Source organism: Martinezella sp. CNPSo 3964 (genome assembly GCF_057784375.1).
Genome location: NZ_JBXSOW010000001.1, coordinates 138,726 through 163,623, shown reverse-complemented (window position 1 = coordinate 163,623; position 24,898 = coordinate 138,726). Strand labels below are relative to the sequence as shown.

Below are 24,898 nucleotides of genomic sequence, written 5' to 3'. Positions count from 1 at the left end.
GTCGCGAAATGAGCCTGCCAGGAAAGACGTGCCAGGGAATACGTGTAAGACTAATACGGGATCCGAGACAGAATGAACGCCCCCGCAAAGACAGATGAATTTGCTTCAGCAGTGCCCGCCGGCGTCTTCGCCGAGAAGGTGCTGAGCGTCACGCATTATACCGACCGGCTCTTCCGCTTCACCATGACCCGGCCGCAAGGCTTCCGCTTCCGTTCCGGTGAATTCGCCATGATCGGTCTGATGGTCGATGGCAAGCCGCTCTATCGCGCCTATTCGATCGCAAGCCCAGCCTGGGCCGACGAGCTTGAATTCTTTTCCATTAAGGTGCCGGATGGTCCGCTGACCTCTCATCTGCAGAACATCAAGCCCGGCGACGAGGTGCTGATGCGCAAGAAGCCGACCGGCACGCTGGTTCTGGATGCACTGACCCCAGGCCGTCGCCTGTACATGTTCTCCACCGGCACCGGCATCGCGCCGTTTGCGAGCCTGATCCGCGATCCGGAAACCTATGAGAAGTATGAGGAAGTCATCCTCACCCACACGACGCGCGATGTCGCCGAGCTGAAATACGGTTTCGATCTCGTCGAGGAAATCCGAAACGACGAGATTCTGAGCGAAGTGGTTGGCGACAAGCTGCGTCATTACGCGACTGTCACCCGCGAGGAGTTCCCCTTCACCGGTCGCATCACCGATCTCATCGAGAATGGCAAGCTTTTCAGCGATCTCGGCGTGCCGCCGTTAGATCCCGCGATCGATCGCGGCATGATCTGCGGCTCCTCTGCCATGCTGAAGGACACCAAGGGTCTGCTCGAGAAGGCTGGCCTGAACGAAGGTGCCAACAACAAGCCGGCTGAGTTCGTCATCGAACGCGCTTTCGTCGGTTGATCCAACGAACTATTTAAATTCTGAAAGAAAGGCGGCTTTGGCAACGAGGCCGCTTTTTCATGTACCGCTGAGATAATCGATAAGTGAGGCCATAGCTTTCTCGGCAGCATTCGCATCACCGCCCTGAATGGCTTCGATGGCCTGAATATGCATTGCGATCGCCTGGCCCATGCGGTCATGCATCCCTTTAGAGTACCACAGCCGGCGCGCATGGGTCTGCACTGGTGTGAGCGCCGCCGTGATGAAGTTGTTGGGGCAGGCGGCCTCGAGAATCTCGTCGAAGGCCTTATCGGCAGCGAAAAAGCCGGGAAGGTTGCCGGTGGCAGCGCACTCCGTCATCAGGCGGGCGCATTCCCGCAACTGCTCGCGCTGCTCCGGATCGGCATGGGTGGCAGCGAGCGAGGCTGCAATCGGCTCCAACCCCCGTCTCACCTGCATGACATATTGATGGTCTTCCGGGCGAATCTCCGCGATCTGCAGGCCGACGCGCGGCCGCACGTGGATCAATCCCTGCCATGCAAGTTTCTGGATTGCCTCGCGCACTGGTGTTCGCCCGTGCTGCGCCACTTCGATCAGCTGCTTTTCGGTGACGAGGGCGCCGGGCTTCAGCGCAAGCGTCACAATCGCGTATTCCAACGCGAGATAGGCGAGGTGGCTAAGCGAATTCTGCATGCTAGGCTGCGTCCGACATATGCTTGGGTGGCACACAGTGTCATCTAGCATCCTCGAAGGCAACCAAGCGTGATATATCAGCATGCGAAATTGCAAAGGCAAGCGTCATGGCCGTTCATCGTGCCCGAATATCGCATCTGCCTGATCTTCGCTTTGCGGTCGACGATCTCGGTGGCATTTCGCAAAGCTGGCAGGAAAAGCCGCGTGTTACCGACCGATTGCGGTCGCAAGGGTAGGTGGCCTTCGTTTGGCGGCCATGAGCAGGTCCAGTTCGGTGGACGACGGACCGAACTTGTAGAAGAGGCGCTTTGCCTCCGCATCATCGAGGCGATACTTCCGTGCAAACTCCGCAATGCTGTAGGGGCGGCCGCGGATGACTTTGCGGGTGGTTGTCCGATTGGCGTTTTCCGTCATATTTCCAACCTCCTTTCGGTTCCCTTTTGGTAGATAGAGCCGAGGTCCGGCTTGGAAAGGTCTCAAGAGCGCCGGAACACTTTTCCACGGCTTGCTGAAGCCCTTGTGTCTCGCAGAACTCAAGCAATAAAAAAAGGAAAGGCGGGTTTTGCCCGCCTTCCCTTTTTCCTCTTCCCAATTCGGGCTTGTGCAGCCCGATGCGCCGCTAACGTCTGATCAGTCGACCGACGAAAATCAGGATGCAGGCGCCGATGAAACCTGTGATCAGGTAGTTCAGCCATACATGGAACGGCAGCGCGATACCGAGCGTCCGGAACAGCCAGCTGGCGACAAGCGCGCCGACGATGCCGAGGATGATGTTCATGATGATGCCTGTGTTGCTTTTCATGATCATCTCGGCGAACCAGCCAGCTAAGCCGCCGATGATAATTGCTGCAATCCAACCGACGTTTGCGTCTTCCATAAAAGAACCTCCTGAGGGCCCGACAGGTTGTTAACAATAACTGATATACACCAAAAACGATTCGCACCCCAACTGTTGCGGATGGCGAGCCGATCAATCCGTTCATTGCAACCCTGATTATTAAGGGAAATTGTTACGGTTGTTTGGCTCCTTGAGAATCGTTTGCCTTGTTGAAGCTCGTCCATCTATGGCGTCGGATTTCCGATTTTCCTTGATAATAGGCGATTTCTTTAGCTCGATGCCGTCATTTCGCGGTAGCGAGGTGAGGAAAAGCATCTTCGGTCGCCAGCAACCACAATTTTATGGGTTGACCACAATAGGGCGTCTGCATATGTTCCGCGCACTTCCAGCCGAGGCAGCCTCTGCCTGCGGAAAGGGAGAGCGTAGCTCAGTCGGTAGAGCAACTGACTTTTAATCAGTAGGTCATGGGTTCGAATCCCATCGCTCTCACCATAGATTTCATTAGTTCTGCAGTTTTTCAGGACTTGGTTTCGGCTCTATCTGCTGCGTGCGAGCATGGGGTCGGCTTTTTTGCCGGACAATTTGGATCCGAGAAAAGACCCGGTATTCGCCTGCTGCAAGGGAGATGCGCGAATCGGGATATTCATTAGGGACCACTGATCGACTAAATGAGTGTCCTTCAATACCAAAGGATCATGATGTCTGACCATCTGCGTTCACTAGAGTCGACAAGGCATTGCGTATCGGACCGAAAGCCTAAAGGTGTCATTATTTACATAATGGTCGCCGTCGTTGCGGTTATCATCGGGTCGACTTCGGGACGGCACGAGAGCGCGGAGCAAACTGTTCCGCCCGTTGCGAAGCTGGTTCATTGAATGGAATGATCGGCTGGGCCAAAGATCAGTCCAACCGGGTATAACGCCGCAATCCGGGTTTTTGTGCGTAGCCTAGATTGGAAGGCCGTGGGTAGCTCAGCGCCTGCCGTTCAGTTTCGAACGAAGCAATTAGAGCGTAAAGCCTCCCCGATTGTATCTGCATTGTTGAATCTCGTTAATTGCGCGGCCTCGGCGCGGGGTCGACTTTTTCAGCTAGCCATAACGCACAGGTTGTTGATGGCATTCGGTACAAATTAGCTGGTGAAAAATATCGATTTGGTAGTACCATAGTCTCATCAATAAGATGATTGGTGAAGACGACGGGCGAATGATGGAATTCGTGGCAGAGCTGTCCCTATGGGAAATCTATGCAATCGTTTGCGGGTTGTTGGGTTCTCTGGGGCTTTTGTTTGGATTGATGGCAGGCAGGAGGTTTTCGATAGCCTTGAGCGTACTGCCGCTGATGGGTATCGCGATCACGACACCGGTGACGGAGCGAGTTGTGATCCCCTACCTTACGGAGCGCTATCCGGTGATCTTTGCCAACAAGGATCTGCCGAGGAAGATCGACCAGAAGACCACGCTGACGAAAATAGACCTCACCGATCATATCTATAGCTATTTCTTCGATCTTGACGACGATGATGACGATTTCGATCCGCCTCTCGTCAAATCCGCCCAGCTCACAGACCTCTGCGACTTCCTGCTACCGAAGTTCAGTTCCGGCGAAGCATCCCTGGCGAATTACATCTATCAGCTGAAGGGCAGGGATTATTCATTTTCGGTCGATAGTGCCGACTGCTCCTGACGTTTGGACAGACAAAACATCAGAAGCGCCTTGCTTCAAAATCAGCGATCACTTGCGGTCGAGCTTGTCGACGCAGGTTCTGCGGCTAGTTCCTACGCGATTGTGGAGAGTGCGACGACCGCAACAGCCGTCAGGCCACCGAAGATCGGTAGCAATTTGAGCATAACAAGCCGCGCGAGCTTCTTCTTTTCGATCGACGTCATGATCAGCTTTCCTCACATGGCAGTGAAGCTTAAACGCATGAGATTCATGATTCGTTTCGTGTCTATCGTCGCATTATAATATTATGTGTCGCTAAAAGTACAGTAGGGTGGCGCTTTGTCACTTTCGAAGACGGCAATCCTCCGAAACCTGCTCGGTAGTTGGATGGGAGATCGCCGAATATGACGGTGTTGTTATTCCCACCGGAACCTAATCCCATCACGTGAGTTCCCTTTTCAACAGAGAGGAGGTGCAGCTTGGCACGGGATCGGCAAAGTGAATCGCATGGCGGGCGCGAGAAGAAGCAAGCTTTGGCGAAGATACAGCACAGCAAGGTGCGCAAGGGCGATCAGCCGAATGAGGATAAGGACGAGGCTTCCCTCGTCGCCGATCCCCGCAACAGGCTTGCGGAGGGCAAAGTCGATCCGCTGACAAAGGAGCGCAAGCCTGGAAATGCATGAGTGATACCTGTGTTGGACAGTGGCTCATGCGTTTCATGCACCGTTTCCCATAGGGAGAAGATAATCTCGCAGGCCAACGAAGTGGCACTGCGACGATAATCGTTTCGGCGGTGCCGTTGCGGTTTGCGTGGGTGACTTGCTTCTCCATCATTCACGAATGCAATGACTGGGATGACGATCCATTTGTACTGCCGTCGTTCATCGCGATGGCCATGATGGCAAGAAGAACATATTCGCGCTTCCAGCCTGATTTCATCGCCGCAGCAACCAAGCTCTCGATGGAGGGTTCTAAGGCGAAAAGGCAGGCGGTCAGATAGTTTGTCTGTGATGCTGCTTCCGAAGGGGGAGGGTTTATGGCGGGTCTCAACTTCCTGCTCCGTCTATTGATTCGACCGGATAGGGATGGACTCTAATTTCAGCGGGTTTCCCGGGTTTGTCTCGTTTATTGCAGAACGTTGCTATTGCCGCGCGGCCTTGGGAGGGCCAGGGTCATGATCGATGTCGATAGCTGGCGGGCGATATCCGGATAATGCTTACTTGCTCGGGCCGGCATCAATGGCGCCAGCCCCCAGAGTGTTCCAGGAAAAAGTGCTCAAGCGGCTTTCCGTCCGGAATTCCATAAAAACAATGGGATACATCCAACGAAAGGTTCACAGGACAAACGATCATATCCAGCAACGACATTGCGACGCTGCTGCTCGGTCTTTTCGTCAGAATTATTTGATGAGAGCGCCGTAGCGATCAACTCTACCGCCAGCTGGACGGTAAAGTTGACCACGATTCGAGAGTGAAACGAGTTTCTAGGCCTTGCCGCCGTTCTTCTTGCAATCGCTTCGGAATTTGGCGCGGGCCTTTCCATGCAAGCCCTTGGCGTCGGCCTGGGCCGAACATGCCTTGGAAACGGCAGTTTGAGCAGGCTTCATTGCCTTCGGCTTCGTCGTGGTGGTCGTTGATGGAGCCGACGTCGTTGCACTCGGGGTAGTCGTTGTCGTGGTGCTGGGGGTAGTTGCCGTTTGTGCCATCGCGCTTACGCTGAAGAGTGCGACAAAGGCTGCAGTCGTGAACATAGTAGCAATTCTCATGGGGGCTTTTCCTCCGCTGACTAGCTGGGGTGGAATGTACGTTGTTCGACGAACATCAACAGCTTGGACCAATATTTTTGCAAAAGCAATTCGTTCATTTGGCAGTGGCGCGACCGTTGGTCACGCCCGGAAAATCCGGGGAAAACCGGGGTTTTGTGCATGGCTGTGCGTATCTCAATTCCGACAACTTTAAGGCAAGATGCCAAGCCCGCTCGAAAAGGTGATTGGCTTTCCGATACCCGCGCCGTTAGGAAAGAATCGGAATGACATAGCCGGAGTCCATCGTGTCGCTTGCCGATATCTCGCTTCTGAGTGCATTGCTCGCCGGAGCGCTTTCGTTTCTTTCGCCCTGCGTGTTGCCGCTCGTGCCACCTTATCTCTGTTACATGGCTGGGATCTCGGTCGAGCAGTTTCGCGGCGGTGGTGCAGCCGTAGCGGGAGGCCCGATTGTTCCTGGCCCGAGCGTTCGCGGCAATGTGCTGATGTCGGCGCTGTTCTTCACCTTGGGATTTGCGACGGTGTTCGTCGCGCTCGGCGCCGGTGCCTCTTCCATCGGCATGCTCTTGCGCCAGCATCTCGATATTCTTGCCAAGATCGGCGGCCTCATCATCGTCATCATGGGCCTGAACTTCCTTGGCGTTTTCCGCATCGGCATTCTCGCCCGCGAGGCGCGCTTCCAGAGCGGCGGCAAGCCTGCGACGCTGACGGGCGCCTATATCATGGGCCTTGCCTTCGCCTTCGGTTGGACGCCCTGCATCGGCCCAGTGCTCGGCGCCATCCTCGGCATTGCCGCTTCGCGTGAAACGGTCGGCGCCGGCGCCGGACTGCTCGCCGTCTATTCGCTCGGGCTTGCCATTCCCTTCTGGATCGCCGCCGGTTTTTCCGGTGCCTTCATGCGTTTTCTGTCCCGATTCCGCCGCCATCTCGGCACGGTCGAGAAGGTCATGGGCGGGCTTCTGGTGCTGACGGGCCTCGCCTTCATCTTCGGCTATGTCAGCGATATGGCGATCTGGTTTCAGCAGACCTTTCCAATCCTGATGAAAATCGGCTAAGTCGGGCGATATCTTTCGCCCTCGTTTCCCCCGGTAAAATGGAACGTGCCTGATGGCTGACCCCCATGGCTGATATCATTGGTCTGCTGCTGCCATTCTTCGGCCTGATCCTGATCGGCTATGTCGCAGCACGCGTTACAAAGCAGCCGGCAGAAGCGCTCGGCTGGCTGAATACGTTCATTATCTACGCGGCATTGCCGGCGCTGTTCTTCAAGCTTGTTTCGCAGACGCCGATCGAACAGCTGACCCGGGTCGATTTTATCGCCACCGATATCGCCGCGACCTACTCGATTTTTCTGCTGTTGTTTCTGATCGGCCGCTTCCTGCGCCGCAATTCGCTCGCCGACTGTACGATTCAGGCTTTTGCCGGTGCTTACGGCAATATCGGCTATATGGGGCCGGGGCTTGCGCTATTGGCGCTGGGTGAAAGGGCCGCGGTTCCGGTGGCGTTGATCGTGTGCTTTGAAAACGCACTGCATTTCATCGTAGCGCCCGCGCTGATGGCGCTGGAAGGCGGCGATAGGCGCTCGCCATGGCGCGTTGCTGTGGATATCGCACGTAAGGTTCTGCTGCACCCTTTCATCCTGTCGACCGCGCTTGGTTTCGTCGTGGCGGCGCTTTCGCTACATCAGCCGGCCGCCTTCGAGCGATTTGTCAATTATCTCGCGCAAGCGGCTGCACCCTGTGCGTTATTCGCCATGGGGATAACGCTTGCGCTGCGTCCGCTGAAGCGGATTCCGGTCGAGATTGGCTATATCGTACCCGCAAAGCTCATCCTGCATCCGCTTGTCGTCTATATCGTTTTGCAGGCCGTCGGCGGCTTCGATCCGATCTGGATAGAGGCGGCCGTGTTGTTGGCGGCCCTGCCGACGGCAACGAACGTCTTCGTCATCGGTCAGCAATATGGCGTCTGGCAGGAGCGGGCCTCCGCTACCATCCTGATCACCACGGCCTGTTCCGTGGTGACGGTTTCCGTTGTTCTCTATCTGATAAAGTCGGGCGTCTTACCGGCGCAGCTTTTCACGTAATGCCGACGAAAAATTGCGCAAGCCGCCGCCAGGCTCTATGCCCTCGCGCATGACGATGTTGCGCAGCGGAGCGATGGCGGAAAGCACATGCAGGCCGGCTGCACGCAGCATCTGCACGGGCAGGAAATCCGACAGAAGCGAGCGATTGAGGAGATCGACGCTGGCCGTGCGGCTGATGATGTCAGCGCGTCTCTTGCGATCAAAACTGTCGCCGGATGTTGCCGGGATCGGCAGGTCCGAACGCGTATTCAGGATCTCCGTCAGCGCCAGTATATCGCGAAGGCTGAGATTGAGGCCCTGCGCGCCGATTGGCGGAAAGACGTGGGCTGCTTCGCCGATCAGCGCGGCGCGACCCTTGCCGAAGCGATAGGCCGTCATGCCGGAAAGCGGCCAGACCTGCACGCTGTCTTCGATCGTGACCTGACCGAGCATTGACTGCATTCGCTCTTCGACCAGACGGCCGAGCTCTTCGAGCGACTTCTCCGCATTGGCAGCCGCTTCCGCCGGCTTCTGCACCCAGACAAGACTGGAGCGTTGGCCGGAAAGCGGCACCTGCGTAAAGGGACCGCTTTCCGTGTGGAACTCCGTGGAGATGTTTTGGTGCGGCAGGCTATGCGAAAAATTCAGAACCATCGCCGATTGCGGATAGGACCAGCCCTTGGTCTTGATATCAAGCGTCTCACGCACCATCGAATTGCGGCCGTCCGCGCCGACGACGAATGCGGCATCGATCGAACCGCCGTTGTCGAGGGCGATCGATACGCCATCATCGCGGAAGGTGATTTCGGAAGCGGTGGCTTCGATGCGGCTCACATTGCCTTCCGCGTTGATGGCTTCGCTCAGATTGTCGAGCAATACGGCATTCGGAATATTGTAGCCGAAAGCCTCCAGGCCGATTTCTGACGAGCGGAACGAGACAGTCGGCGCCCGCAGCAGCCGTGACGTACCGTCTATGATGCGCATAGTGGTCAGCGGCGTCGCAGAAGGCGCGATCCTGTCCCACAGCGTCAGGCGCTCCAGAAAGCGGATCGATTGATCCATCAGCGCCGTCGTCCGCTTGTCGGCTTTATTGTGTGGCGCGGCGACAAGGGCGACGGACCTTCCGCTGCGCGCGAGCGCGAAAGCCGTAATCATGCCGGCCAGGCCACCGCCGATAACGGCCACTTCAATCTGCTTCATATCGATGCCTCAATTGCCTCTTGTCCTGAAAATAAGCGCTTAGCCTGTTGAAATCCATGGGATGAAACATCGCAATGGGTGAAAATGACAGTAAGTCGCGCTAGCGTGCCGGGATCGACGCTTTTGTGCTGGCGGTGCAAACCAAAGGATGCATATTAGCGAAAAAACCGCCTGCCGGGGCAGGCGCATAAGCTGACGAATCGTGGGGCGGATGAAAATCTTCAATTACAAGCGGGTGCCTTATGCGGAGATGCGTGCTTTCTCCGTTCATATCCTGACGGCATCCGGATCGTTTCTCGCCTTTCTCGGCGTCGTTGCAGCATCCGAGCATCGCTTTGTCGACATGTTCTGGTGGCTCGGCCTGGCGCTGCTGGTCGATGGCATCGATGGGCCGATTGCGCGCAAGGTTCGCGTCAAGGAAGTGCTGCCCAACTGGTCCGGTGACACGCTCGACAATATCATCGACTACGTGACCTATGTGCTGCTTCCGGCCTTCGCGCTCTATGAGAGCGGCATGATCGGCCAGCCCTGGTCGTTCGTCGCCGCCGGCATGATCGTGGTCTCCAGCGCCATCTATTACGCGGATACCGGCATGAAGACGGATGAGTATTTCTTCTCCGGTTTTCCGGTCGTCTGGAACATGGTGATCTTCACGCTTTTCGTCATCGGCGCCAGCGCGACGACCGCCATGATCCTCGTCGGCTTTTCCGTCGTCCTGACCTTCCTGCCGATCAACTTTCTGCATCCCGTGCGCGTCAAGCGTTTGCGGCCGCTGAACCTTGGCATATTTCTCTTCTGGTCGGCGCTCGGCATCTATTCGCTGCTGATGCATTTCGTCATGCCGCAATGGGCCGTTGTCCTCTTTATCATCAGTGGTATTTATCTTTATTGCATTGGTGCCGTGCTGCAGTTTTTCCCGTCCCTCGGACGCCAATAAGGAAGACGCATTATGAAGAAGACCAAAGTTATCCGTATCCATGAAAATGGTGGTCCTGAGGTCATGAAGCTGGAGGAGGTGGATCTGCCGCCTCCGGGCGCGGGCGAGGTACAGCTTCGTCATGCCGCGATCGGCCTCAACTTCATCGACGTCTATTTCCGCTCCGGCCTCTACAAGGCGCCCTATTTTCCTTTGCCGCTCGGCAAGGAAGCCGCAGGTACGGTCACCGAAGTCGGCCCCGGCGTGACTGACTTTGCCGTCGGTGATCGCGTTGCCTATGTCGGCAGCGATGGCGCCTACAGCACCGAGCGCAACATCGAGACCCGCCATCTCGTCAAGGTGCCCGACGATATCCCGCTCGAAACCGCAGCATCCATGATGCTGAAGGGCATGACAGCCGAATATCTGCTGAACCGCACCTTCAAGGTCGGTCCTGGAACGACGCTGCTGTTTCATGCGGCAGCCGGCGGCGTCGGCCTGATTGCCGGCCAATGGGCCAAGGCCCTCGGTGCTGCGACGGTGATTGGAACGGCAGGCTCGGCTGAAAAGGTCGAATTGGCCTTGGCGCATGGTTATGACCACGTCATCGACTACAGCAAGGAGAATTTTGCCGATCGTGTGCGAGAAATCACCGGTGGCAAGGGCGTCGATGTCGTCTATGACTCCGTCGGCAAGGACACGTTTCCTCAGTCGCTCGATTGCCTGAAGCCGCGGGGCATGTGGGTCACTTTCGGTCAGTCTTCCGGTCCGATCGAGAACTTCAATCTCGCCATCCTCAATCAGAAGGGTTCGCTTTTCACGACGCGGCCGAGCCTCTTTGCCTATGTCGGCACGCCTGAGGAGTTGAGAGCCAGTGCAAAGGCGTTATTTGCTGTTGTGCAAAGCAGCAAAGTGCGTATCAATATTCATCAGACTTATCCGTTGGGCGATGCTGGGCGCGCGCACGCGGATCTGGAAGCCAGGAAAACGAGTGGAACTACACTACTGATCCCATAGATCCGTAAAGGACAGGTCGGTGGGAAGGAAATGAGGGGAACGTGTCGTCATCCGATGCGCCGGCAAGCGGTGCACTATTGTCGGTTCGCAAACTGACGAAACTGTTCGGCAGTTTTGCAGCCTGCAACGAAATCGATCTTGAAATTCAGCCGGGCGAAATTCATGCCCTTCTAGGCGAAAACGGCGCTGGCAAGTCCACGCTGGTCAAAATGCTGTTCGGCGTGCTTGAACCATCGCATGGGCAGATCGTCTGGCAGGGCCAGCCTGTGTCGATCGATGCACCGGGCACGGCGCGCAAGCTCGGCATCGGCATGGTATTTCAGCATTTTTGTCTGTTCGAGGCGCTGACCGTCGCGGAAAACATCGCACTCTCGCTAGACAGCAATATTCCGATCGCCAAGATCGCGGAAGAGGCGGCGAAGCTTTCGCAAGCTTATGGCCTGCCGCTCGATCCCAATGCACATGTTGCCGACCTGTCGGTTGGCGAGCGGCAGCGCATCGAAATCCTCCGCGCGCTTTTGCAGAATCCGAAGCTGATCATTCTCGACGAACCGACCTCCGTTCTGACGCCGCAGGAGGCTGATCGCCTGTTCGAGACCCTGTTCCAGCTGCGCGACGAAGGGCGCTCGGTACTTTATATCAGCCACCGGCTGGAGGAAGTGCAGCGCATCTGTTCGCGCGCCACGGTTCTTCGTCATGGCAAAGTAACGGGTGCTTGTGATCCACGGCAGGAAACGACGGGGTCGCTAGCCCGCATGATGGTTGGCAGCGATGTTGCGAGCGTACAGCATGGCGGCATGGACAAGAAAGGGGACGTCCTTCTGGAAGTCGCCGGCCTTTCTGCTCCTGCGCGCACTCCCTTTGCCATGTCCCTGAAAGATCTCTCATTGCGCGTGCGTGCCGGTGAAATACTGGCGATAGCCGGCGTGGCCGGAAACGGGCAGGGCGAATTGTTCGATGTCATATCGGGCGAATATGCCGTCGCGTCCGATGACTTGGTTCGGCTGCGCGGCGAAGGCGTCGGCACCAAGGGCATCAATGCGCGCCGGCTGCTCGGCGCTGGTTTCGTGCCGGAAGAGCGTCACGGCCATGCCGCCGTATCCGCACTGAAGCTGTCCGACAATCTCGTGCTCGCTCGCAATCAGTCGGATCGCAAGGCGTTTTTGAGCGGCCGGTTCCTCAACATCATCAGACACGGTGCCGTCCGGCAAGCGACGAAGCGGATCTGCGAGGCGATGGATGTGCGCAAGAGCGGCGAGGATCCCGCTGCCGGCGCGCTGTCCGGCGGCAATCTGCAGAAGTTCATCGTCGGTCGCGAGCTGGACCGTCAACCGAGCGTTCTTGTCGTCAACCAGCCGACCTGGGGCGTGGATGCCGGCGCCGCCAGCCGTATCCGTCAGGCCATGGTCGATCTCGCGCGCGATGGTTCGGCCGTGGTCGTCATCAGCCAGGATCTCGACGAGATTTTCGAAGTCGCGACCGATATTGCCGTCATCTCGGAAGGGCGTTTGTCTCCGTCCTATCCGGCCGGCGAGCTGACCCGCGAAAAGATCGGCCTGCTGATGGGCGGCCTGCATGAATCGAAGACGCATTCGGAGCCTGCACATGCGCATTGAACTTGAAAAGCGCCCGCAGGTCTCGAAGCTGTTCGGCCTCCTGTCGCCCCTTCTTGCCCTCGCATTGGCATTGATTGCCGGCACCATCATGTTCGCCCTCATGGGCAAGGATCCCGTCGAGGCGCTCGACGCCTTCTTCGTCGAGCCTCTGCTGGAAGTCTGGTCGCTGCATGAACTGGCGATCAAGGCCGGTCCGCTGATCCTGATCGCCGTCGGCCTTTGCCTCTGCTATCGCTCCAACAACTGGAATATTGGTGCCGAAGGCCAGTTCACGATGGGAGCTGTCGCTGGCTCCTTCATCCCGATTGTCTTCACCGATTGGCATTCGCCGATGGTGCTGCCTTTGATGCTGATTGCCGGCGCCATCGGCGGCGCGCTCTATGCCGCCATTCCGGCGCTCCTGAAAGCGCATTTCAATACCAACGAGATCCTGACGAGCCTGATGCTGGTCTATATCGCACAGCTCTTTCTGGATTGGCTGTCGCGCGGGCCGTGGCGCGATCCGCAGGGCCATAATTTCCCGCAGAGCATCGACTTCCCGCCCGAAGCGGTTCTGCCGGCGATCTGGGAAGATTCCGGGCGCGCGCATTGGGGCATCGTCTTTGCCGTGGTTGCCGCGATCCTTGCCTGGTTCCTGATGAAATACACGCTGAAAGGCTTCGAAATCGTGGTGCTCGGCCAGTCGGCGCGGGCAGGGCGTTTCGCCGGCTTTTCCTCGCGGAAAATGGTCTGGTTCGCCTTCCTTTTCTCCGGAGCATTGGCGGGATTGGCCGGCATATCCGAGGTTTCGGGTTCCATCGGCCACCTGCAGCCCGCGATCTCGCCGGGCTATGGCTTCACCGCCATCATCGTAGCCTTCTTGGCACGCCTCAATCCGCTCGGAGCCATCCTCTCGGGTCTCGTATTGGCGCTAACCTATCTCGGTGGAGAGGCGGCGCAATTGTCGCCGGGGATTTCGGCCAAGGCGGCAAGCGTTTTCCAGGGCTTACTTTTGTTCTTCGTGCTCTCCTGCGACACGCTGATCTATTACAAGATCCGCCTGGTCTGGTCGCGGGTTCGGGGAGGTGCGGCATGAGCGTGTTTGAAGCCATTCTGCTCACCATCATCACAGCATCGACGCCGCTCGTCATCGCCGGCCTCGGCGAGCTGGTGGTGGAACGCTCCGGCGTGCTCAACCTCGGCGTTGAAGGCATGATGATCATCGGCGCCGTCGCCGCCTTCGTTGGCGCGCAGATGAGCGGATCGCCCTATGTCGGCCTGCTGACCGGCATCATCGCCGGGGCGCTCTTCTCGCTATTGTTCGGCTTCCTGACCTTGACGCTGGTGACGAACCAGGTGGCAACCGGCCTGGCGTTGACCATTCTAGGGCTCGGTCTTTCCGGCATGATCGGTGAAGGCTATGTCAGCGTGCCCGGTGTGCAACTGCACGAGATCGTCTTCCCGCTCCTGTCGGATATTCCGCTGATCGGCTCGGTGTTGTTCAAGCAGGACTTGACCTTCTACCTCTCGATCGCTTTGCTCGTCGGCGTCAACTGGTTCCTCTTCCGCAGCCGCGCCGGCCTGAAGCTGCGTGCCGTCGGCGATAGCCATGGCTCTGCCCATGCACTTGGCATCGACGTTATCCGCACGCGCTATCTGGCCGTCATGTTCGGCGGCGCCTGCGCGGGCCTTGCCGGCGCACAGCTTTCGCTCGTCTACACGCCGCAATGGGTGGAGAACATGTCGGCCGGTCGCGGCTGGGTGACGTTGGCCCTCGTGGTCTTTGCGTCGTGGCGGCCGATGCGCGTCATGGCCGGCGGTTATCTTTTTGGCGCTGTAACGATCCTGCAGTTTCACGCGCAGGGTTTTGGCGTCGGCATTCCCTCGCAGTTCCTGTCGATGCTGCCTTACGCATCGACTATTGTGGTTCTCGTCATCATCTCTCAAAATCGTCGCGCGACCTTGATCAATACGCCAGCGTCGCTCGGCAAGGCCTTCGTTCCGGAGCGTTGATCGCAATACCGGACCGATTTCTGTAAAACATGTCAAACCAACAGGGGTAACCATGAAAAAACTAGCACTCGCCCTCACAACGACAGCCGCCGCCATCGTTGGTTTCGCTGCCGGCGCCGAAGCGGCGCCGACCAAGGTCTGCTTCGTCTATGTCGGTTCGCACACGGACGGCGGCTATTCGCAGGCGCATGATCTCGGCCGCCAGCAGATCCAGAAGGAATTCGGCGACAAGATCGAGACGCCCTATCTCGAAAACGTGCCGGAAGGCCCGGATGCCGAGCGCGCCATCGAGCGTCTCGCCCGCTCCGGCTGCTCGCTGATCTTCTCCACCTCGTTCGGCTTCATGGACGCCACCGTCAAGGTTGCCGCCAAGTTCCCGAAGGTGAAGTTCGAACACGCGACCGGCTTCAAGAGCGGCCCGAATCTCGCGACCTACAACTCGCGCTTCTATGAAGGCCGCTATATCCTCGGCCAGATCGCCGCCAAGACGTCGAAGAATCACGGTGCTGCCTACATCGCGTCCTTCCCGATCCCGGAAGTCGTCATGGGCATCAATTCCTTCGAGCAGGGCGCCCGCTCGATCGATCCGAGCTTCAAGCTCAAGGTCGTATGGGTCAACACCTGGTTCGATCCCGGCAAGGAAGCCGATGCCGCCAAGGCCATGGTCGACCAGGGCGTCGATATCCTGACGCAGCACACCGACACGACGGCGCCGATGCAGGTTGCCGAAGAACGCGGTATCCATGCTTTTGGTCAGGCTTCCGACATGATCAAGGCTGGCCCGAAGGCGCAGTTGACGGCGATCGTCGACACCTGGGGCAACTACTACTCCAAGCGCGTTCACGCACTGCTGGATGGCAAGTGGAAGTCCGAGCAGAGCTGGGACGGCCTGAAGGACGGCATCCTGAAGATGGCGGACTACACGAACATGCCTGACGACGTGAAGAAGATGGCTCAGGAGACCGAAGCCAAGATCAAGTCCGGCGAGCTCGCTCCCTTCACCGGCCCGATCAACAAGCAGGACGGTACGCCCTGGCTGAAGGCTGGCGAAAAGGCTGATGACGGCACGCTACTCGGCATGAACTTCTACATCGAAGGCGTCGACGACAAACTGCCGGCTTCGAAATAAGCAGACGAAATAGTTTAAGTTGAGAAAGGGCGCCCAAAGGCGCCCTTTTTTGTTGCGCTGCATCATCGAATGCCGATTTACAAAAGTATTACTATATGATTTTTTGACTGCAGGCCTGAGGAAACGGCCTTTGGGAGGACATCATGAAATTGAAGACTGCACTGATCAGTGCCACGATGCTTGCTGCCTGCATGTTTACGTCGGCATCGGCTAAAGACCTGGTCGTCGGATTCTCGCAAATCGGTTCGGAATCCGGTTGGCGTGCGGCCGAAACGACGTTGACGAAGCAGGAAGCGAAGAAGCGCGGCATCGACTTGAAGTTCGCAGACGCGCAGCAGAAGCAGGAAAACCAGATCAAGGCGATCCGTTCCTTCATCGCACAGGGCGTTGATGCGATCCTGTTGGCACCCGTCGTCGAGACCGGCTGGGATGCTGTCCTGAAGGAAGCCAAGGAAGCCAAGATCCCCGTCATCCTGCTTGACCGCACGGTCAATGCGCCGAAGGATCTTTACCTGACGGCCGTCACGTCGGACTTGGTTCATGAAGGCAAGGTTGCCGGCGACTGGCTCGTCAAGACGGTCGGCGACAAGAAGTGCAACATCGTCGAGCTGCAGGGTACAACCGGTTCCTCGCCGGCCATCGGCCGCAAGAAGGGCTTCGAAGAGGCCATTAAGGGTCATGACAACCTGAAGATCGTTCGGAGCCAGACTGGTGACTTCACCCGCGCAAAGGGCAAGGAAGTCATGGAAAGCTTCCTGAAGGCTGAGAACGGCGGCAAGGACATCTGCGCGCTCTATGCCCACAACGACGACATGGCCGTCGGTGCCATCCAGGCGATTAAGGAAGCAGGCCTGAAGCCGGGCAAGGACATCCTGACCGTGTCGATCGATTCGGTTCCGGATCTCTTCAAGGCCATGGCTGCCGGCGAAGCGAACGCAACCGTGGAACTGACCCCGAACATGGCCGGTCCCGCCTTCGACGCGCTCGATGCCTATCTGAAGACCAAGAAAGAGCCGCCGAAGTGGATCCAGACCGAGTCCAAACTCTACACGCAGGCTGACGATCCGCAGAAGGTCTACGAGCAGAAGAAGGACCTCGGCTACTAAGACAAAAGCTGATCGCACCGGCTGGCAACGCCACCGGTGCGAATTCTTGTGCAAGATGCCGGCGCGTCAACGCAATGCGCCGGCTATCGCTTTCGCCTAGAGCGGTTCAGCTTTTCACGGAATCTCCGAAACGCTCTGTTTTTTATTTTCTCGCAATTCCGGACGGAAAACCGCTACGCACTTTTCCTGGAGTTGCTCTATTGGCTCAATGCAGGGACATCAGCGCTTCATGGCTCACGACGTCGAGCGACTTCTGACAGCGACAGGCTTTTGTAAGTATTTTCCCGGTTCGACCGCTCTCGATCATGTCGATTTCACATTGATGCGCGGCGAGGTCCATGCGCTGCTTGGCGAGAACGGCGCGGGAAAATCCACACTGATCAAGTGCATGACCGGCGCCTATCGTCGCGACGCCGGCACTCTGGTTCTCGATGGGGCCGGGATCGATCCGCATGACACGCTGGCAGCCCAGAAGCTCGGCATCGGAACCGTCTATCAGGAAGTGAACCTGCTGCCCAATCTGAGCGTCGCGGAAAATCTGTTCCTCGGTCGTCAGCCGCAGCGGTTCGGTATGGTCAGCAGCCGCACCATGAACGGCATGGCGAGAGACCTGCTGTCGCAGTATGGCATGGATATCGATGTCAGCCGCCAGCTCGACCGCTTCTCGGTCGCCATACAGCAGGTCATCGCAATTGCCCGCGCAGTCGATCTCTCCGGTAAGGTGCTGATCCTCGACGAACCGACGGCGAGCCTCGATACGCATGAAGTCGAAATGCTGTTCGGCATCGTCAGGCGCTTGAAGCAGCGCGGCTTGGGAATTGTTTTCATTACGCATTTTCTGGAGCAAGTTTACGAGATCTGCGATCGCATCACCGTTCTTCGCAACGGCCGCCTGGTCGGCACGCGCGAAGCGGAGGGTCTACCCAGGCAGACCCTGATCGCCATGATGCTTGGCCGTGAACTCGCTGAGACGGAAAGCACGGTGAAGCAGACCGAGACGGAAAGCGGCCCGGTCCGATATAATTTCACGAATTTCGGCAAGCGCGGCAAGATCAAGCCATTCGATATGGAGGTGCGCGTTGGCGAAGTTGTCGGTATCGCCGGCCTGCTCGGGTCCGGCCGCACGGAAACGGCCGAAGTGCTTTTCGGCGTTGAGCGTGCCGATAGCGGCGAAGCGAAGATTGAAGGCAATACGGTCGTGCTCTCCAGCCCGCGCGCTGCAATCAAGAGCGGCTTCGGCTTCTGCCCGGAAGATCGCAAGACCGATGGCATCATAGGCGATCTTTCCATTCGGGAGAACATCATCATGGCGCTGCAGGCGCGGCGGGGCTGGGCGAGACCTCTTGCACGCAGCGAGCAGAACGCTATCGCCGATCGCTACATCAAGGCGTTGGATATCCGCACGACCGATCGGGAAAAGCCCATCCGGCTTCTTTCAGGCGGCAACCAGCAGAAGGCGATTCTCGCACGATGGCTGGCGACGAACCCGAATTTCCTGATCCTGGACGAGCCGACCCGCGGTATCGATGTCGGTGCCCATGCGGAAATCATACGGCTGATCGAAGACCTTTGCCGTCAGGGAATGTCCCTGGTGGTCATTTCGTCCGAACTGGAGGAGCTTGTCGCCTATAGTTCGCGCGTTATCGTTCTGCGTGATCGTGAGCACATTGCCGAGTTGACCGGCAGCGAGATAACCGCCGGAAATATCGTCGAGGCCATTGCCACGGCTCAGAAGGCAAAGGAGAACGCATGAGCTCGCAAATCAAGGCATCTTTGCTTCGTTTGATGCCGCAGCTCATTGCGCTCGCGGTCATTCTTCTTTTGAATTTCATCATGTTCCCGCAATTCTTTCATCTGGAAATTCAAAATGGAAGACTTTACGGAAGCCTCATTGATGTGCTCAATCGCGGCGCGCCGGTGGCACTTTTGTCCATCGGTATGACGCTGGTCATTGCCACCAAGGGGATCGATCTTTCGGTCGGCGCGGTGATCGCCATCTGCGGTGCTGTCGCTGCATCATCGATCGTTGCCGGTTATTCGCTTGCTTATACGCTGTTGCTGACGATCGGTATCGGTCTGGCATGCGGTCTATGGAACGGCTTTCTTGTCGCCGCGCTCGATATCCAGCCGATCATCGCAACGCTGGTGCTGATGGTGGCGGGTCGCGGCATCGCGCAGTTGATCACCGAAGGCACGATCCTCACCTTCAACAATGACGGGCTGATCTTCCTTGGCAGCGGCTCGTTTGCCGCACTGCCCATGCCTGTCGTGATCTGGCTTCTGGTTGCGCTTGTGGTGATTGCTCTGGTTCGGCGTACGGCTCTTGGGATGCTGGTCGAAGCCATCGGCATCAACCGCCGGGCAAGCACGCTCTCCGGTATCCGCACCCCGGTCCTGCTCATCGCGGTTTATGCATTAAGCGGTCTCTGCGCCTCCATCGCCGGTATCATCGTTACGGCCGACATCAAGGGTGCGGACGCCAACAATGCCGGTCTGTGGCTTGAGCTGGACGCGATTCTGGCAGTCGTCGTCGGCGGCAATTCGCTGCTCGGCGGCCGTTTCAGCATCGTCGGCTCGCTGATCGGCGCGATGATCATCCAATCGGTCAATACGGGAATCCTGCTCTCCGGCTTTCCGCCGGAGTTCAATCTGGTGATCAAGGCGATCATCGTCATCGTCATTCTGGTGATCCAGTCGCCGGCCATGCAGTCTGCAACTGCGTTTTTCTGGCGTCGGCGCGGCGAGGGGCAGATGGTGCAAAAGGAGCAGGCAAAGTGAATTCGAAATATCTTCCGCTGCTTGCGACGATTGTCATCTTCATTCTGGCCTATGCCGGCTGCGTGATGCAATATCCGAACATGCTGTCGACGCGGGTGATCGGCAATCTTTTGACCGATAATGCCTTCCTCGGTATCGCTGCCGTTGGCATGACGTTCGTGATCATTTCCGGCGGCATCGATCTGTCCATTGGCTCGGTCATTGCCTTTACCGGCGTTTTCCTGGCGATCGTCCTGCGTGACACGACGATTCATCCCTTGATCGCTTTCCTCCTGGTTCTCGTCATCACGACCATTTTTGGTGCCGGCATGGGCGCCATCATTTATTATCTCAGCATGCCGCCCTTCATCGTCACCCTGGCCGGCATGTTTCTGGCGCGAGGCATCGCTTTCGTGCTGTCGATCGACAGCATCCCGATCGAGCATGATTTCTATTCTCGGCTCAACGATCTCTATTGGCTGATGCCCGGCGGCGGCCGGCTGACTTTGATCGGCGGCCTGATGTTGATCGTCTTCGCCGGCGGCATCGTGCTGGCGCATCGCACCCGCTTTGGCGCCAATGTCTATGCGCTCGGCGGCGGTGCTCAGACCGCCGAGCTGATGGGCGTACCGGTGGGGAAAACGACCATCCAGATCTACGCTCTGTCCGGCTTTCTCGCCGGTCTATCCGGAATCGTTTTTTCCATTTATACCTCAGCGGGATATTCGCTTGCCACGGTCGGCGTCGAACTTGATGCGATCGCTGCCGTGGTCATAGGCGGAACACTGCTGACGGGAGGAGCGGGGTTCGTCGGAGGAACACTCATCGGAATTCTCATACAGGGCTTGATTCAGACCTACATCACCTTTGATGGAACGCTTTCCAGCTGGTGGACGAAGATATTGATCGGCTTGTTGCTGTTTGCCTTTATTCTGATGCAGAAGGGTCTTCTGCTACTTTCCCGCTTGAATCGACGATATGTCTGAGGGAAGGACAGAGCGCTTGCGCGACCGATTGCTTGAGACCGGAAAATCAGAGGGGAAATCGCGCACGAGCCATGCTCAGGTGGTCGATGAGCTAGGCAAGGCGATCGTCTCCGGCGCATTTCCGATCGGAAGCATTCTTCCCGGCGACAGCGAGCTTCTGCAGCGATTCAAGGTATCCCGCACCGTGCTGCGTGAAAGCATGAAGACTTTGGCCGCAAAGGGGCTGGTGGTGCCGCGCGCGCGTGTCGGCACCCGCGTTACCGAAAAGATCCATTGGAACATGTTCGACAACGAAGTGCTCAACTGGCATTTCGAAAGTGGCGTCAACAAGGAGTTCCTTCTCCATCTTTACGATATACGCATGGCATTCGAGCCCTTTGCCGCGAGCCTGGTGGCGGAACGGGCCAGTCGGGAGGACATCGAGCTGCTTCGCAGTCTTGCCGCCGCCATGGCCGCGCCGCATCATACCTCCGATAGCCTTGCCGTCGCTGATCTGCATTTCCATCTGGCCGTCACAGAGGCTTCGCAGAACCCATTCATGCGATCGCTGGGTGGGCTTATCGAGGCTGCACTCGTTGGCATGTTTCGCATGAGCGCACCGCCTTCGACCAATGGCTTTGCCAATATTGCGGATACGCATATGGCCATCGTGGATGCGATAGCGGCGCGCGACGGGCTTTCTGCCCATAAGGCGATGGAGTTTGTCATCATCGATGGGCGTCAACATGTCCTCGAAGCTTTCGGGGCTCTTGCCGAGGCCTGAAGGTCGCCTTGAATTTCGCCGTAGTTCATCGCTCGACTTGTTGATATGAGGGGAGTCGCCCGGTCACGGGCGGCGCTTGACCGTATATCTCGGAGCTTGAAATGGAACGCAGCTGCCTCGCCATCATCCTCGCCGCCGGCGACAGTACCCGCATGAAATCGTCGATGTCGAAGGTCCTGCATCCGATTGCCGGCCGCCCGATGATCGCCCATGTCATGGAGGCGATCGCCAAGACCGAGATTTCGGCAGCGGCTCTGGTCGTTGGGCGCAATGCGGATGAGGTCAGCGCCGCAGCATCGATCGGTGGTATCACCGTCGAATCCTATCTTCAGAAGGAGCGGCTCGGCACGGGCCATGCCGTGCTGGCGGCGCGCGAGGCGATTGCTCGCGGATATGACGATGTTATCGTTGCCTACGGAGATGTCCCTCTGTTGACCGACGTGCCGCTTCGTGCCGCCCGCCAGGGACTGGCCGGCGGCAACGATGTCGTCGTCATCGGTTTTCATACCGATCATCCAAATGCTTACGGTCGGCTGCTGGTCAAGGACGGCGAACTGATCGCGATCCGCGAAGCGAAGGATGCGACCGATGCCGAACTGGCGATAAAATGGTGCAATAGCGGGCTGATGGCGATCAATGGCCGCAAGGCGCTGGATCTCCTTGATCGTATCGGCAACAACAATGCCAAGGGCGAATACTACCTCACCGATCTCGTCGAGATCGCTCGCTCGCTGGGCGGCCGTGCCGTTGCGGTCGATGCGCCTGAGGTTGAAATGACTGGCTGCAACAATCGAGCAGAACTTGCTTTCATCGAGCGCCTCTGGCAGGAGCGGCGCCGCCATGAGCTGATGCTGTCGGGCGTGACCATGATCGCCCCGGAAACCGTATTTCTCGCCTATGACACCGTGATCGGCCAGGATGCTTTGATCGAGCCGAATGTCGTCTTCGGTCCCGGCGCGGTGATTGAGGGCGGCGCGGTCATCCATGCCTTCTCGCATATCGAGGGCGCGCACGTCAGCGCCGGCGCGACGGTCGGGCCTTTTGCGCGGCTGCGTCCAGGCGCCGATCTCGCCGGCGGCGCCAAGGTCGGCAATTTCTGCGAGGTCAAAAACGGCAAGATCGGCGAGGGCGCCAAGGTCAATCACCTGACCTATATCGGCGACGCGACGATCGGAGCGGCCAGCAATATCGGTGCAGGCACGATCACCTGCAATTATGATGGCGTCAACAAGTATGAGACGCATATCGGCGCCAATGCTTTCGTCGGTTCCAACTCATCGCTGGTCGCGCCCATCCGTATAGGCGACGGCGCATATATTGCTTCCGGCAGCGTCATCACCGACGATGTTCCGGCCGATGCACTGGCCTTTGGCCGGGCTCGCCAGGAAGTAAAGCCTGAGCGGGCCAAGGTGATCCGCGAAAGAGCCCTTGCCATCAAGGCGGCGAAGAAGGGTGGCCACTAAACCCTTGGGCGACTGACGTATAACGGTTGGAAATCGAAAGTGACCGTTATGCCAATTGAGAAAATGCTAGGAATGATTAGGACTTGCCCTCATCATTTGAGGCCAGACGGAGAGTTGTATGTGCGGCATTGTTGGGATCGTCGGAACGAAGCCCGTAGCGGATCGCTTGGTGGATGCGCTGCGGCGCCTCGAATACCGCGGCTATGATTCGGCCGGCGTTGCGACGATCCACAACGGCGCGATGGATCGCCGCCGTGCGGAAGGGAAGCTGTTCAATCTGGAAAAGCGGCTCGAGTCCGATCCGCTGCCTGGCACGACGGGCATCGCTCATACGCGTTGGGCAACCCATGGCGTACCCAATGAGACGAACGCGCATCCGCATTTCGTCGAAGGCGTCGCCGTCGTTCATAACGGCATCATTGAAAACTTCTCCGAACTCCGCGAGGAGCTGAAGGCCGAGGGCAGGGTATTTGCCTCGCAGACGGATACTGAAGTCGTCGCGCACCTGCTGGCGAATTACATCCGTGACGGCCTCGATCCTCGCGCGGCAATGCTGAAGATGCTGAACCGCGTGACCGGTGCCTACGCACTGGCTGTGATGTTCGAAAACGATCCCGGCACGCTGATGGCCGCGCGCTCCGGCCCACCGCTCGCCGTCGGTTACGGCAAGGGCGAAATGTTCCTCGGTTCGGATGCGATCGCGCTTGCCCCGTTCACCAACGAGATCACCTATCTCGTCGACGGCGATTGCGCCGTCGTCACCCATGCCGGCGCCACCATCCTCGACTTCAACGGCAAGGAAGTGAAAAGGCCGCGGCAGATCTCCCAGGCGACCGCCTACGTGGTCGACAAGGGCAATCACCGTCACTTCATGGAAAAGGAAATCTACGAGCAGCCGGAGGTCATCTCCCATGCGCTCAGCCACTATGTCGATTTCGCCAGCCATCGCGTGCGCCCGGATATTTCGACGATCGACTTCGGCGGCGTATCGGGTCTTGCAATCTCTGCCTGCGGCACCGCCTATCTTGCCGGCCTGATCGGCAAATACTGGTTCGAGCGCTATGCGCGTCTTCCGGTGGAAATCGATGTCGCCTCCGAGTTCCGTTATCGCGAAATGCCGTTGTCGCCTTCGCAGGCGGCGCTGTTCATCTCGCAATCCGGCGAGACCGCGGATACCTTGGCTTCGCTGCGCTACTGCAGGGACAATGGCCTGAAGATCGGCGCCGTGGTCAATGTCAGGGAATCGACCATCGCGCGTGAATCCGACGCAGTGTTTCCGATCTTGGCCGGTCCTGAGATCGGTGTCGCCTCGACGAAGGCCTTCACCTGCCAGCTTGCCGTTCTCGCGTCGCTTGCGATCGGAGCGGGTGTCGCCCGCGGCACCGTCAGCGCCAAGGATGAGGAAGAGATGGTGCGTCATCTCGTCGAGATGCCACGCATCATGGCGAATGTCCTGAATATCATCCAGCCGCAGATGGAAAGCCTGTCGCGAGAGATCTCGAAATTCAAGGACGTGCTCTATCTCGGCCGCGGCACCAGCTTCCCGCTTGCCATGGAAGGCGCACTGAAGCTCAAGGAAATTTCCTATATCCATGCGGAAGGCTATGCAGCCGGCGAGCTGAAGCATGGGCCGATCGCGTTGATCGACGAGAACATGCCCGTCATCGTCATCGCGCCGCATGACCGCTTCTTCGACAAGACCGTCTCCAACATGCAGGAAGTGGCGGCGCGCGGCGGCCGAATCATCTTCATCACGGATGAGCTTGGCGCGGCAGCCTCGACCTTGCCAACCATGGCGACCATTACCTTGCCCGTTGTCGACGAAATCATCGCGCCGATCATCTTTTCGCTGCCGATTCAATTGCTTGCCTATCATACGGCTGTCTTCATGGGCACGGACGTCGATCAGCCGCGCAATCTCGCCAAATCGGTCACCGTGGAATAAGCGCTTTCCGTCCCGCACTTCCCGTCACGTCGTCGTGAGCCAGGCCTTAGTTCGGCGCGGTGAAGCGGCTGGCGGGTTGTGTGCCGCCCGGATTTCTGGCACGATTCGTCTACGGAGATGGTGGGGA

Annotated in this window: 24 protein-coding genes and 1 tRNA gene; 19 read left to right on the top strand and 6 right to left on the bottom strand. The window is 58.0% G+C overall.

Annotated elements, in window-relative coordinates:
• The first annotated feature begins 72 nt into the window (after positions 1-72).
• Complete coding sequence (locus AC13Q5_RS00815) at positions 73-885, top strand: ferredoxin--NADP reductase (RefSeq protein ID WP_075852546.1); 813 nt, start codon at positions 73-75, stop codon at positions 883-885.
• 57 nt (positions 886-942) lie between these two features.
• Here AC13Q5_RS00815 and AC13Q5_RS00810 read toward each other — a convergent pair whose 3' ends face one another.
• From AC13Q5_RS00810 to AC13Q5_RS00800, 3 genes are all read right to left on the bottom strand, one after another.
• Positions 943-1,557, bottom strand: a complete 615-nt coding sequence (locus AC13Q5_RS00810) for a GntR family transcriptional regulator (RefSeq protein ID WP_457882279.1) — start codon at positions 1,555-1,557, stop codon at positions 943-945.
• A gap of 207 nt (positions 1,558-1,764) precedes the next feature.
• Positions 1,765-1,971, bottom strand: a complete 207-nt coding sequence (locus AC13Q5_RS00805) for a hypothetical protein (protein WP_075852548.1) — start codon at positions 1,969-1,971, stop codon at positions 1,765-1,767.
• 205 nt (positions 1,972-2,176) lie between these two features.
• Positions 2,177-2,434, bottom strand: coding sequence for a GlsB/YeaQ/YmgE family stress response membrane protein (locus AC13Q5_RS00800; RefSeq protein ID WP_075852549.1), 258 nt, complete (start codon positions 2,432-2,434; stop codon positions 2,177-2,179).
• A 377-nt stretch (positions 2,435-2,811) separates the two neighbouring features.
• Here AC13Q5_RS00800 and AC13Q5_RS00795 point away from each other — a divergent pair.
• From AC13Q5_RS00795 to AC13Q5_RS00785, 3 genes are all read left to right on the top strand, one after another.
• Positions 2,812-2,887: transfer RNA gene (locus AC13Q5_RS00795), tRNA-Lys, on the top strand.
• A gap of 828 nt (positions 2,888-3,715) precedes the next feature.
• Positions 3,716-4,078: a hypothetical protein gene (locus AC13Q5_RS00790; protein ID WP_488500596.1), complete on the top strand. Its 363-nt coding sequence runs from the start codon at positions 3,716-3,718 to the stop codon at positions 4,076-4,078.
• 458 nt (positions 4,079-4,536) lie between these two features.
• Positions 4,537-4,740, top strand: coding sequence for a hypothetical protein (locus AC13Q5_RS00785; protein WP_075852551.1), 204 nt, complete (start codon positions 4,537-4,539; stop codon positions 4,738-4,740).
• Positions 4,741-4,891: 151 nt separating this feature from the next.
• On the opposite strand, the gene AC13Q5_RS00780 is transcribed toward AC13Q5_RS00785, so the two are convergent.
• Positions 4,892-5,107 (bottom strand): hypothetical protein, encoded by a 216-nt coding sequence (locus AC13Q5_RS00780; RefSeq protein ID WP_488500595.1) that lies wholly within the window; start codon positions 5,105-5,107, stop codon positions 4,892-4,894.
• 433 nt (positions 5,108-5,540) lie between these two features.
• The gene (locus AC13Q5_RS00775) at positions 5,541-5,822 is read right to left on the bottom strand and encodes a PsiF family protein (protein ID WP_075852552.1); all 282 of its coding nucleotides are present in this window, start codon (positions 5,820-5,822) and stop codon (positions 5,541-5,543) included.
• A gap of 284 nt (positions 5,823-6,106) precedes the next feature.
• On the opposite strand from AC13Q5_RS00775, the gene AC13Q5_RS00770 reads away from it, so the two are divergent.
• Positions 6,107-6,874, top strand: a complete 768-nt coding sequence (locus AC13Q5_RS00770) for a cytochrome c biogenesis CcdA family protein (protein ID WP_457882275.1) — start codon at positions 6,107-6,109, stop codon at positions 6,872-6,874.
• A 65-nt stretch (positions 6,875-6,939) separates the two neighbouring features.
• Positions 6,940-7,902, top strand: a complete 963-nt coding sequence (locus AC13Q5_RS00765; RefSeq protein WP_488500594.1) for an AEC family transporter — start codon at positions 6,940-6,942, stop codon at positions 7,900-7,902.
• On the opposite strand, the gene AC13Q5_RS00760 is transcribed toward AC13Q5_RS00765, so the two are convergent.
• Positions 7,879-9,081, bottom strand: coding sequence for a UbiH/UbiF family hydroxylase (locus tag AC13Q5_RS00760; protein WP_488500593.1), 1,203 nt, complete (start codon positions 9,079-9,081; stop codon positions 7,879-7,881). The genes AC13Q5_RS00765 and AC13Q5_RS00760 overlap by 24 nt on opposite strands.
• Before the next feature lie 211 nt (positions 9,082-9,292).
• Here AC13Q5_RS00760 and pcsA point away from each other — a divergent pair, with 211 nt between their 5' ends.
• The 13 genes from pcsA to glmS all read left to right on the top strand — a co-directional run bounded on the left by pcsA (position 9,293) and on the right by glmS (position 24,771).
• Positions 9,293-10,018 (top strand): phosphatidylcholine synthase, encoded by a 726-nt coding sequence (gene pcsA / locus AC13Q5_RS00755; protein ID WP_075852556.1) that lies wholly within the window; start codon positions 9,293-9,295, stop codon positions 10,016-10,018.
• Positions 10,019-10,030: 12 nt separating this feature from the next.
• Positions 10,031-11,014, top strand: coding sequence for a quinone oxidoreductase family protein (locus AC13Q5_RS00750; protein ID WP_075852557.1), 984 nt, complete (start codon positions 10,031-10,033; stop codon positions 11,012-11,014).
• 41 nt (positions 11,015-11,055) lie between these two features.
• Positions 11,056-12,630 carry an ABC transporter ATP-binding protein gene (locus AC13Q5_RS00745; protein WP_488500592.1) on the top strand — a complete coding sequence of 525 codons (1,575 nt, stop codon included), beginning with the start codon at positions 11,056-11,058 and terminating at the stop codon, positions 12,628-12,630.
• Complete coding sequence (locus tag AC13Q5_RS00740; protein WP_075852559.1) at positions 12,620-13,705, top strand: ABC transporter permease; 1,086 nt, start codon at positions 12,620-12,622, stop codon at positions 13,703-13,705. Before AC13Q5_RS00745 ends, AC13Q5_RS00740 begins: the two co-directional genes overlap by 11 nt.
• The gene (locus tag AC13Q5_RS00735) at positions 13,702-14,622 is read left to right on the top strand and encodes an ABC transporter permease (protein ID WP_488500591.1); all 921 of its coding nucleotides are present in this window, start codon (positions 13,702-13,704) and stop codon (positions 14,620-14,622) included. The genes AC13Q5_RS00740 and AC13Q5_RS00735 overlap by 4 nt, the downstream gene beginning before the upstream one ends.
• A gap of 52 nt (positions 14,623-14,674) precedes the next feature.
• Entirely contained in the window at positions 14,675-15,751 is a 1,077-nt protein-coding gene (locus AC13Q5_RS00730; RefSeq protein ID WP_075852561.1) for a BMP family ABC transporter substrate-binding protein, read from the top strand.
• 143 nt (positions 15,752-15,894) lie between these two features.
• The gene (gene ytfQ / locus AC13Q5_RS00725; protein WP_075852562.1) at positions 15,895-16,857 is read left to right on the top strand and encodes a galactofuranose ABC transporter, galactofuranose-binding protein YtfQ; all 963 of its coding nucleotides are present in this window, start codon (positions 15,895-15,897) and stop codon (positions 16,855-16,857) included.
• 229 nt (positions 16,858-17,086) lie between these two features.
• Positions 17,087-18,610 carry a galactofuranose ABC transporter, ATP-binding protein YtfR gene (gene ytfR / locus AC13Q5_RS00720; RefSeq protein ID WP_457882267.1) on the top strand — a complete coding sequence of 508 codons (1,524 nt, stop codon included), beginning with the start codon at positions 17,087-17,089 and terminating at the stop codon, positions 18,608-18,610.
• Positions 18,607-19,635: an ABC transporter permease gene (locus AC13Q5_RS00715; RefSeq protein ID WP_075852563.1), complete on the top strand. Its 1,029-nt coding sequence runs from the start codon at positions 18,607-18,609 to the stop codon at positions 19,633-19,635. Before ytfR ends, AC13Q5_RS00715 begins: the two co-directional genes overlap by 4 nt.
• Positions 19,632-20,600 carry a galactofuranose ABC transporter, permease protein YjfF gene (yjfF, locus tag AC13Q5_RS00710; RefSeq protein WP_488500590.1) on the top strand — a complete coding sequence of 323 codons (969 nt, stop codon included), beginning with the start codon at positions 19,632-19,634 and terminating at the stop codon, positions 20,598-20,600. The genes AC13Q5_RS00715 and yjfF overlap by 4 nt, the downstream gene beginning before the upstream one ends.
• A gap of 16 nt (positions 20,601-20,616) precedes the next feature.
• A complete protein-coding gene (locus AC13Q5_RS00705) occupies positions 20,617-21,363 on the top strand; it encodes a FadR/GntR family transcriptional regulator (RefSeq protein ID WP_075852565.1) in 747 nt (248 codons plus the stop codon).
• 101 nt (positions 21,364-21,464) lie between these two features.
• Entirely contained in the window at positions 21,465-22,826 is a 1,362-nt protein-coding gene (gene glmU, locus AC13Q5_RS00700) for a bifunctional UDP-N-acetylglucosamine diphosphorylase/glucosamine-1-phosphate N-acetyltransferase GlmU (RefSeq protein ID WP_488500589.1), read from the top strand.
• 118 nt (positions 22,827-22,944) lie between these two features.
• The gene (gene glmS, locus AC13Q5_RS00695) at positions 22,945-24,771 is read left to right on the top strand and encodes a glutamine--fructose-6-phosphate transaminase (isomerizing) (RefSeq protein WP_488500588.1); all 1,827 of its coding nucleotides are present in this window, start codon (positions 22,945-22,947) and stop codon (positions 24,769-24,771) included.
• Positions 24,772-24,898: the final 127 nt, after the last annotated feature.

Bases quoted from the DNA above. Each gene is read 5' to 3' on its own strand.
- AC13Q5_RS00715 (WP_075852563.1), top strand. From the start codon at position 18,607: ATGAGCTCGCAAATCAAGGCATCTTTGCTTCGTTTGATGCCGCAGCTC.
- glmU (WP_488500589.1), top strand. From the start codon at position 21,465: ATGGAACGCAGCTGCCTCGCCATCATCCTCGCCGCCGGCGACAGTACC.
- AC13Q5_RS00775 (WP_075852552.1), bottom strand. From the start codon at position 5,822: ATGAGAATTGCTACTATGTTCACGACTGCAGCCTTTGTCGCACTCTTC.
- AC13Q5_RS00750 (WP_075852557.1), top strand. From the start codon at position 10,031: ATGAAGAAGACCAAAGTTATCCGTATCCATGAAAATGGTGGTCCTGAG.
- AC13Q5_RS00765 (WP_488500594.1), top strand. From the start codon at position 6,940: ATGGCTGATATCATTGGTCTGCTGCTGCCATTCTTCGGCCTGATCCTG.
- AC13Q5_RS00735 (WP_488500591.1), top strand. From the start codon at position 13,702: ATGAGCGTGTTTGAAGCCATTCTGCTCACCATCATCACAGCATCGACG.
- pcsA (WP_075852556.1), top strand. From the start codon at position 9,293: ATGAAAATCTTCAATTACAAGCGGGTGCCTTATGCGGAGATGCGTGCT.
- AC13Q5_RS00740 (WP_075852559.1), top strand. From the start codon at position 12,620: ATGCGCATTGAACTTGAAAAGCGCCCGCAGGTCTCGAAGCTGTTCGGC.
- ytfR (WP_457882267.1), top strand. From the start codon at position 17,087: ATGGCTCACGACGTCGAGCGACTTCTGACAGCGACAGGCTTTTGTAAG.
- AC13Q5_RS00760 (WP_488500593.1), bottom strand. From the start codon at position 9,081: ATGAAGCAGATTGAAGTGGCCGTTATCGGCGGTGGCCTGGCCGGCATG.
- AC13Q5_RS00810 (WP_457882279.1), bottom strand. From the start codon at position 1,557: ATGCAGAATTCGCTTAGCCACCTCGCCTATCTCGCGTTGGAATACGCG.
- glmS (WP_488500588.1), top strand. From the start codon at position 22,945: ATGTGCGGCATTGTTGGGATCGTCGGAACGAAGCCCGTAGCGGATCGC.
- ytfQ (WP_075852562.1), top strand. From the start codon at position 15,895: ATGAAATTGAAGACTGCACTGATCAGTGCCACGATGCTTGCTGCCTGC.
- AC13Q5_RS00805 (WP_075852548.1), bottom strand. From the start codon at position 1,971: ATGACGGAAAACGCCAATCGGACAACCACCCGCAAAGTCATCCGCGGC.
- AC13Q5_RS00800 (WP_075852549.1), bottom strand. From the start codon at position 2,434: ATGGAAGACGCAAACGTCGGTTGGATTGCAGCAATTATCATCGGCGGC.
- AC13Q5_RS00730 (WP_075852561.1), top strand. From the start codon at position 14,675: ATGAAAAAACTAGCACTCGCCCTCACAACGACAGCCGCCGCCATCGTT.
- AC13Q5_RS00815 (WP_075852546.1), top strand. From the start codon at position 73: ATGAACGCCCCCGCAAAGACAGATGAATTTGCTTCAGCAGTGCCCGCC.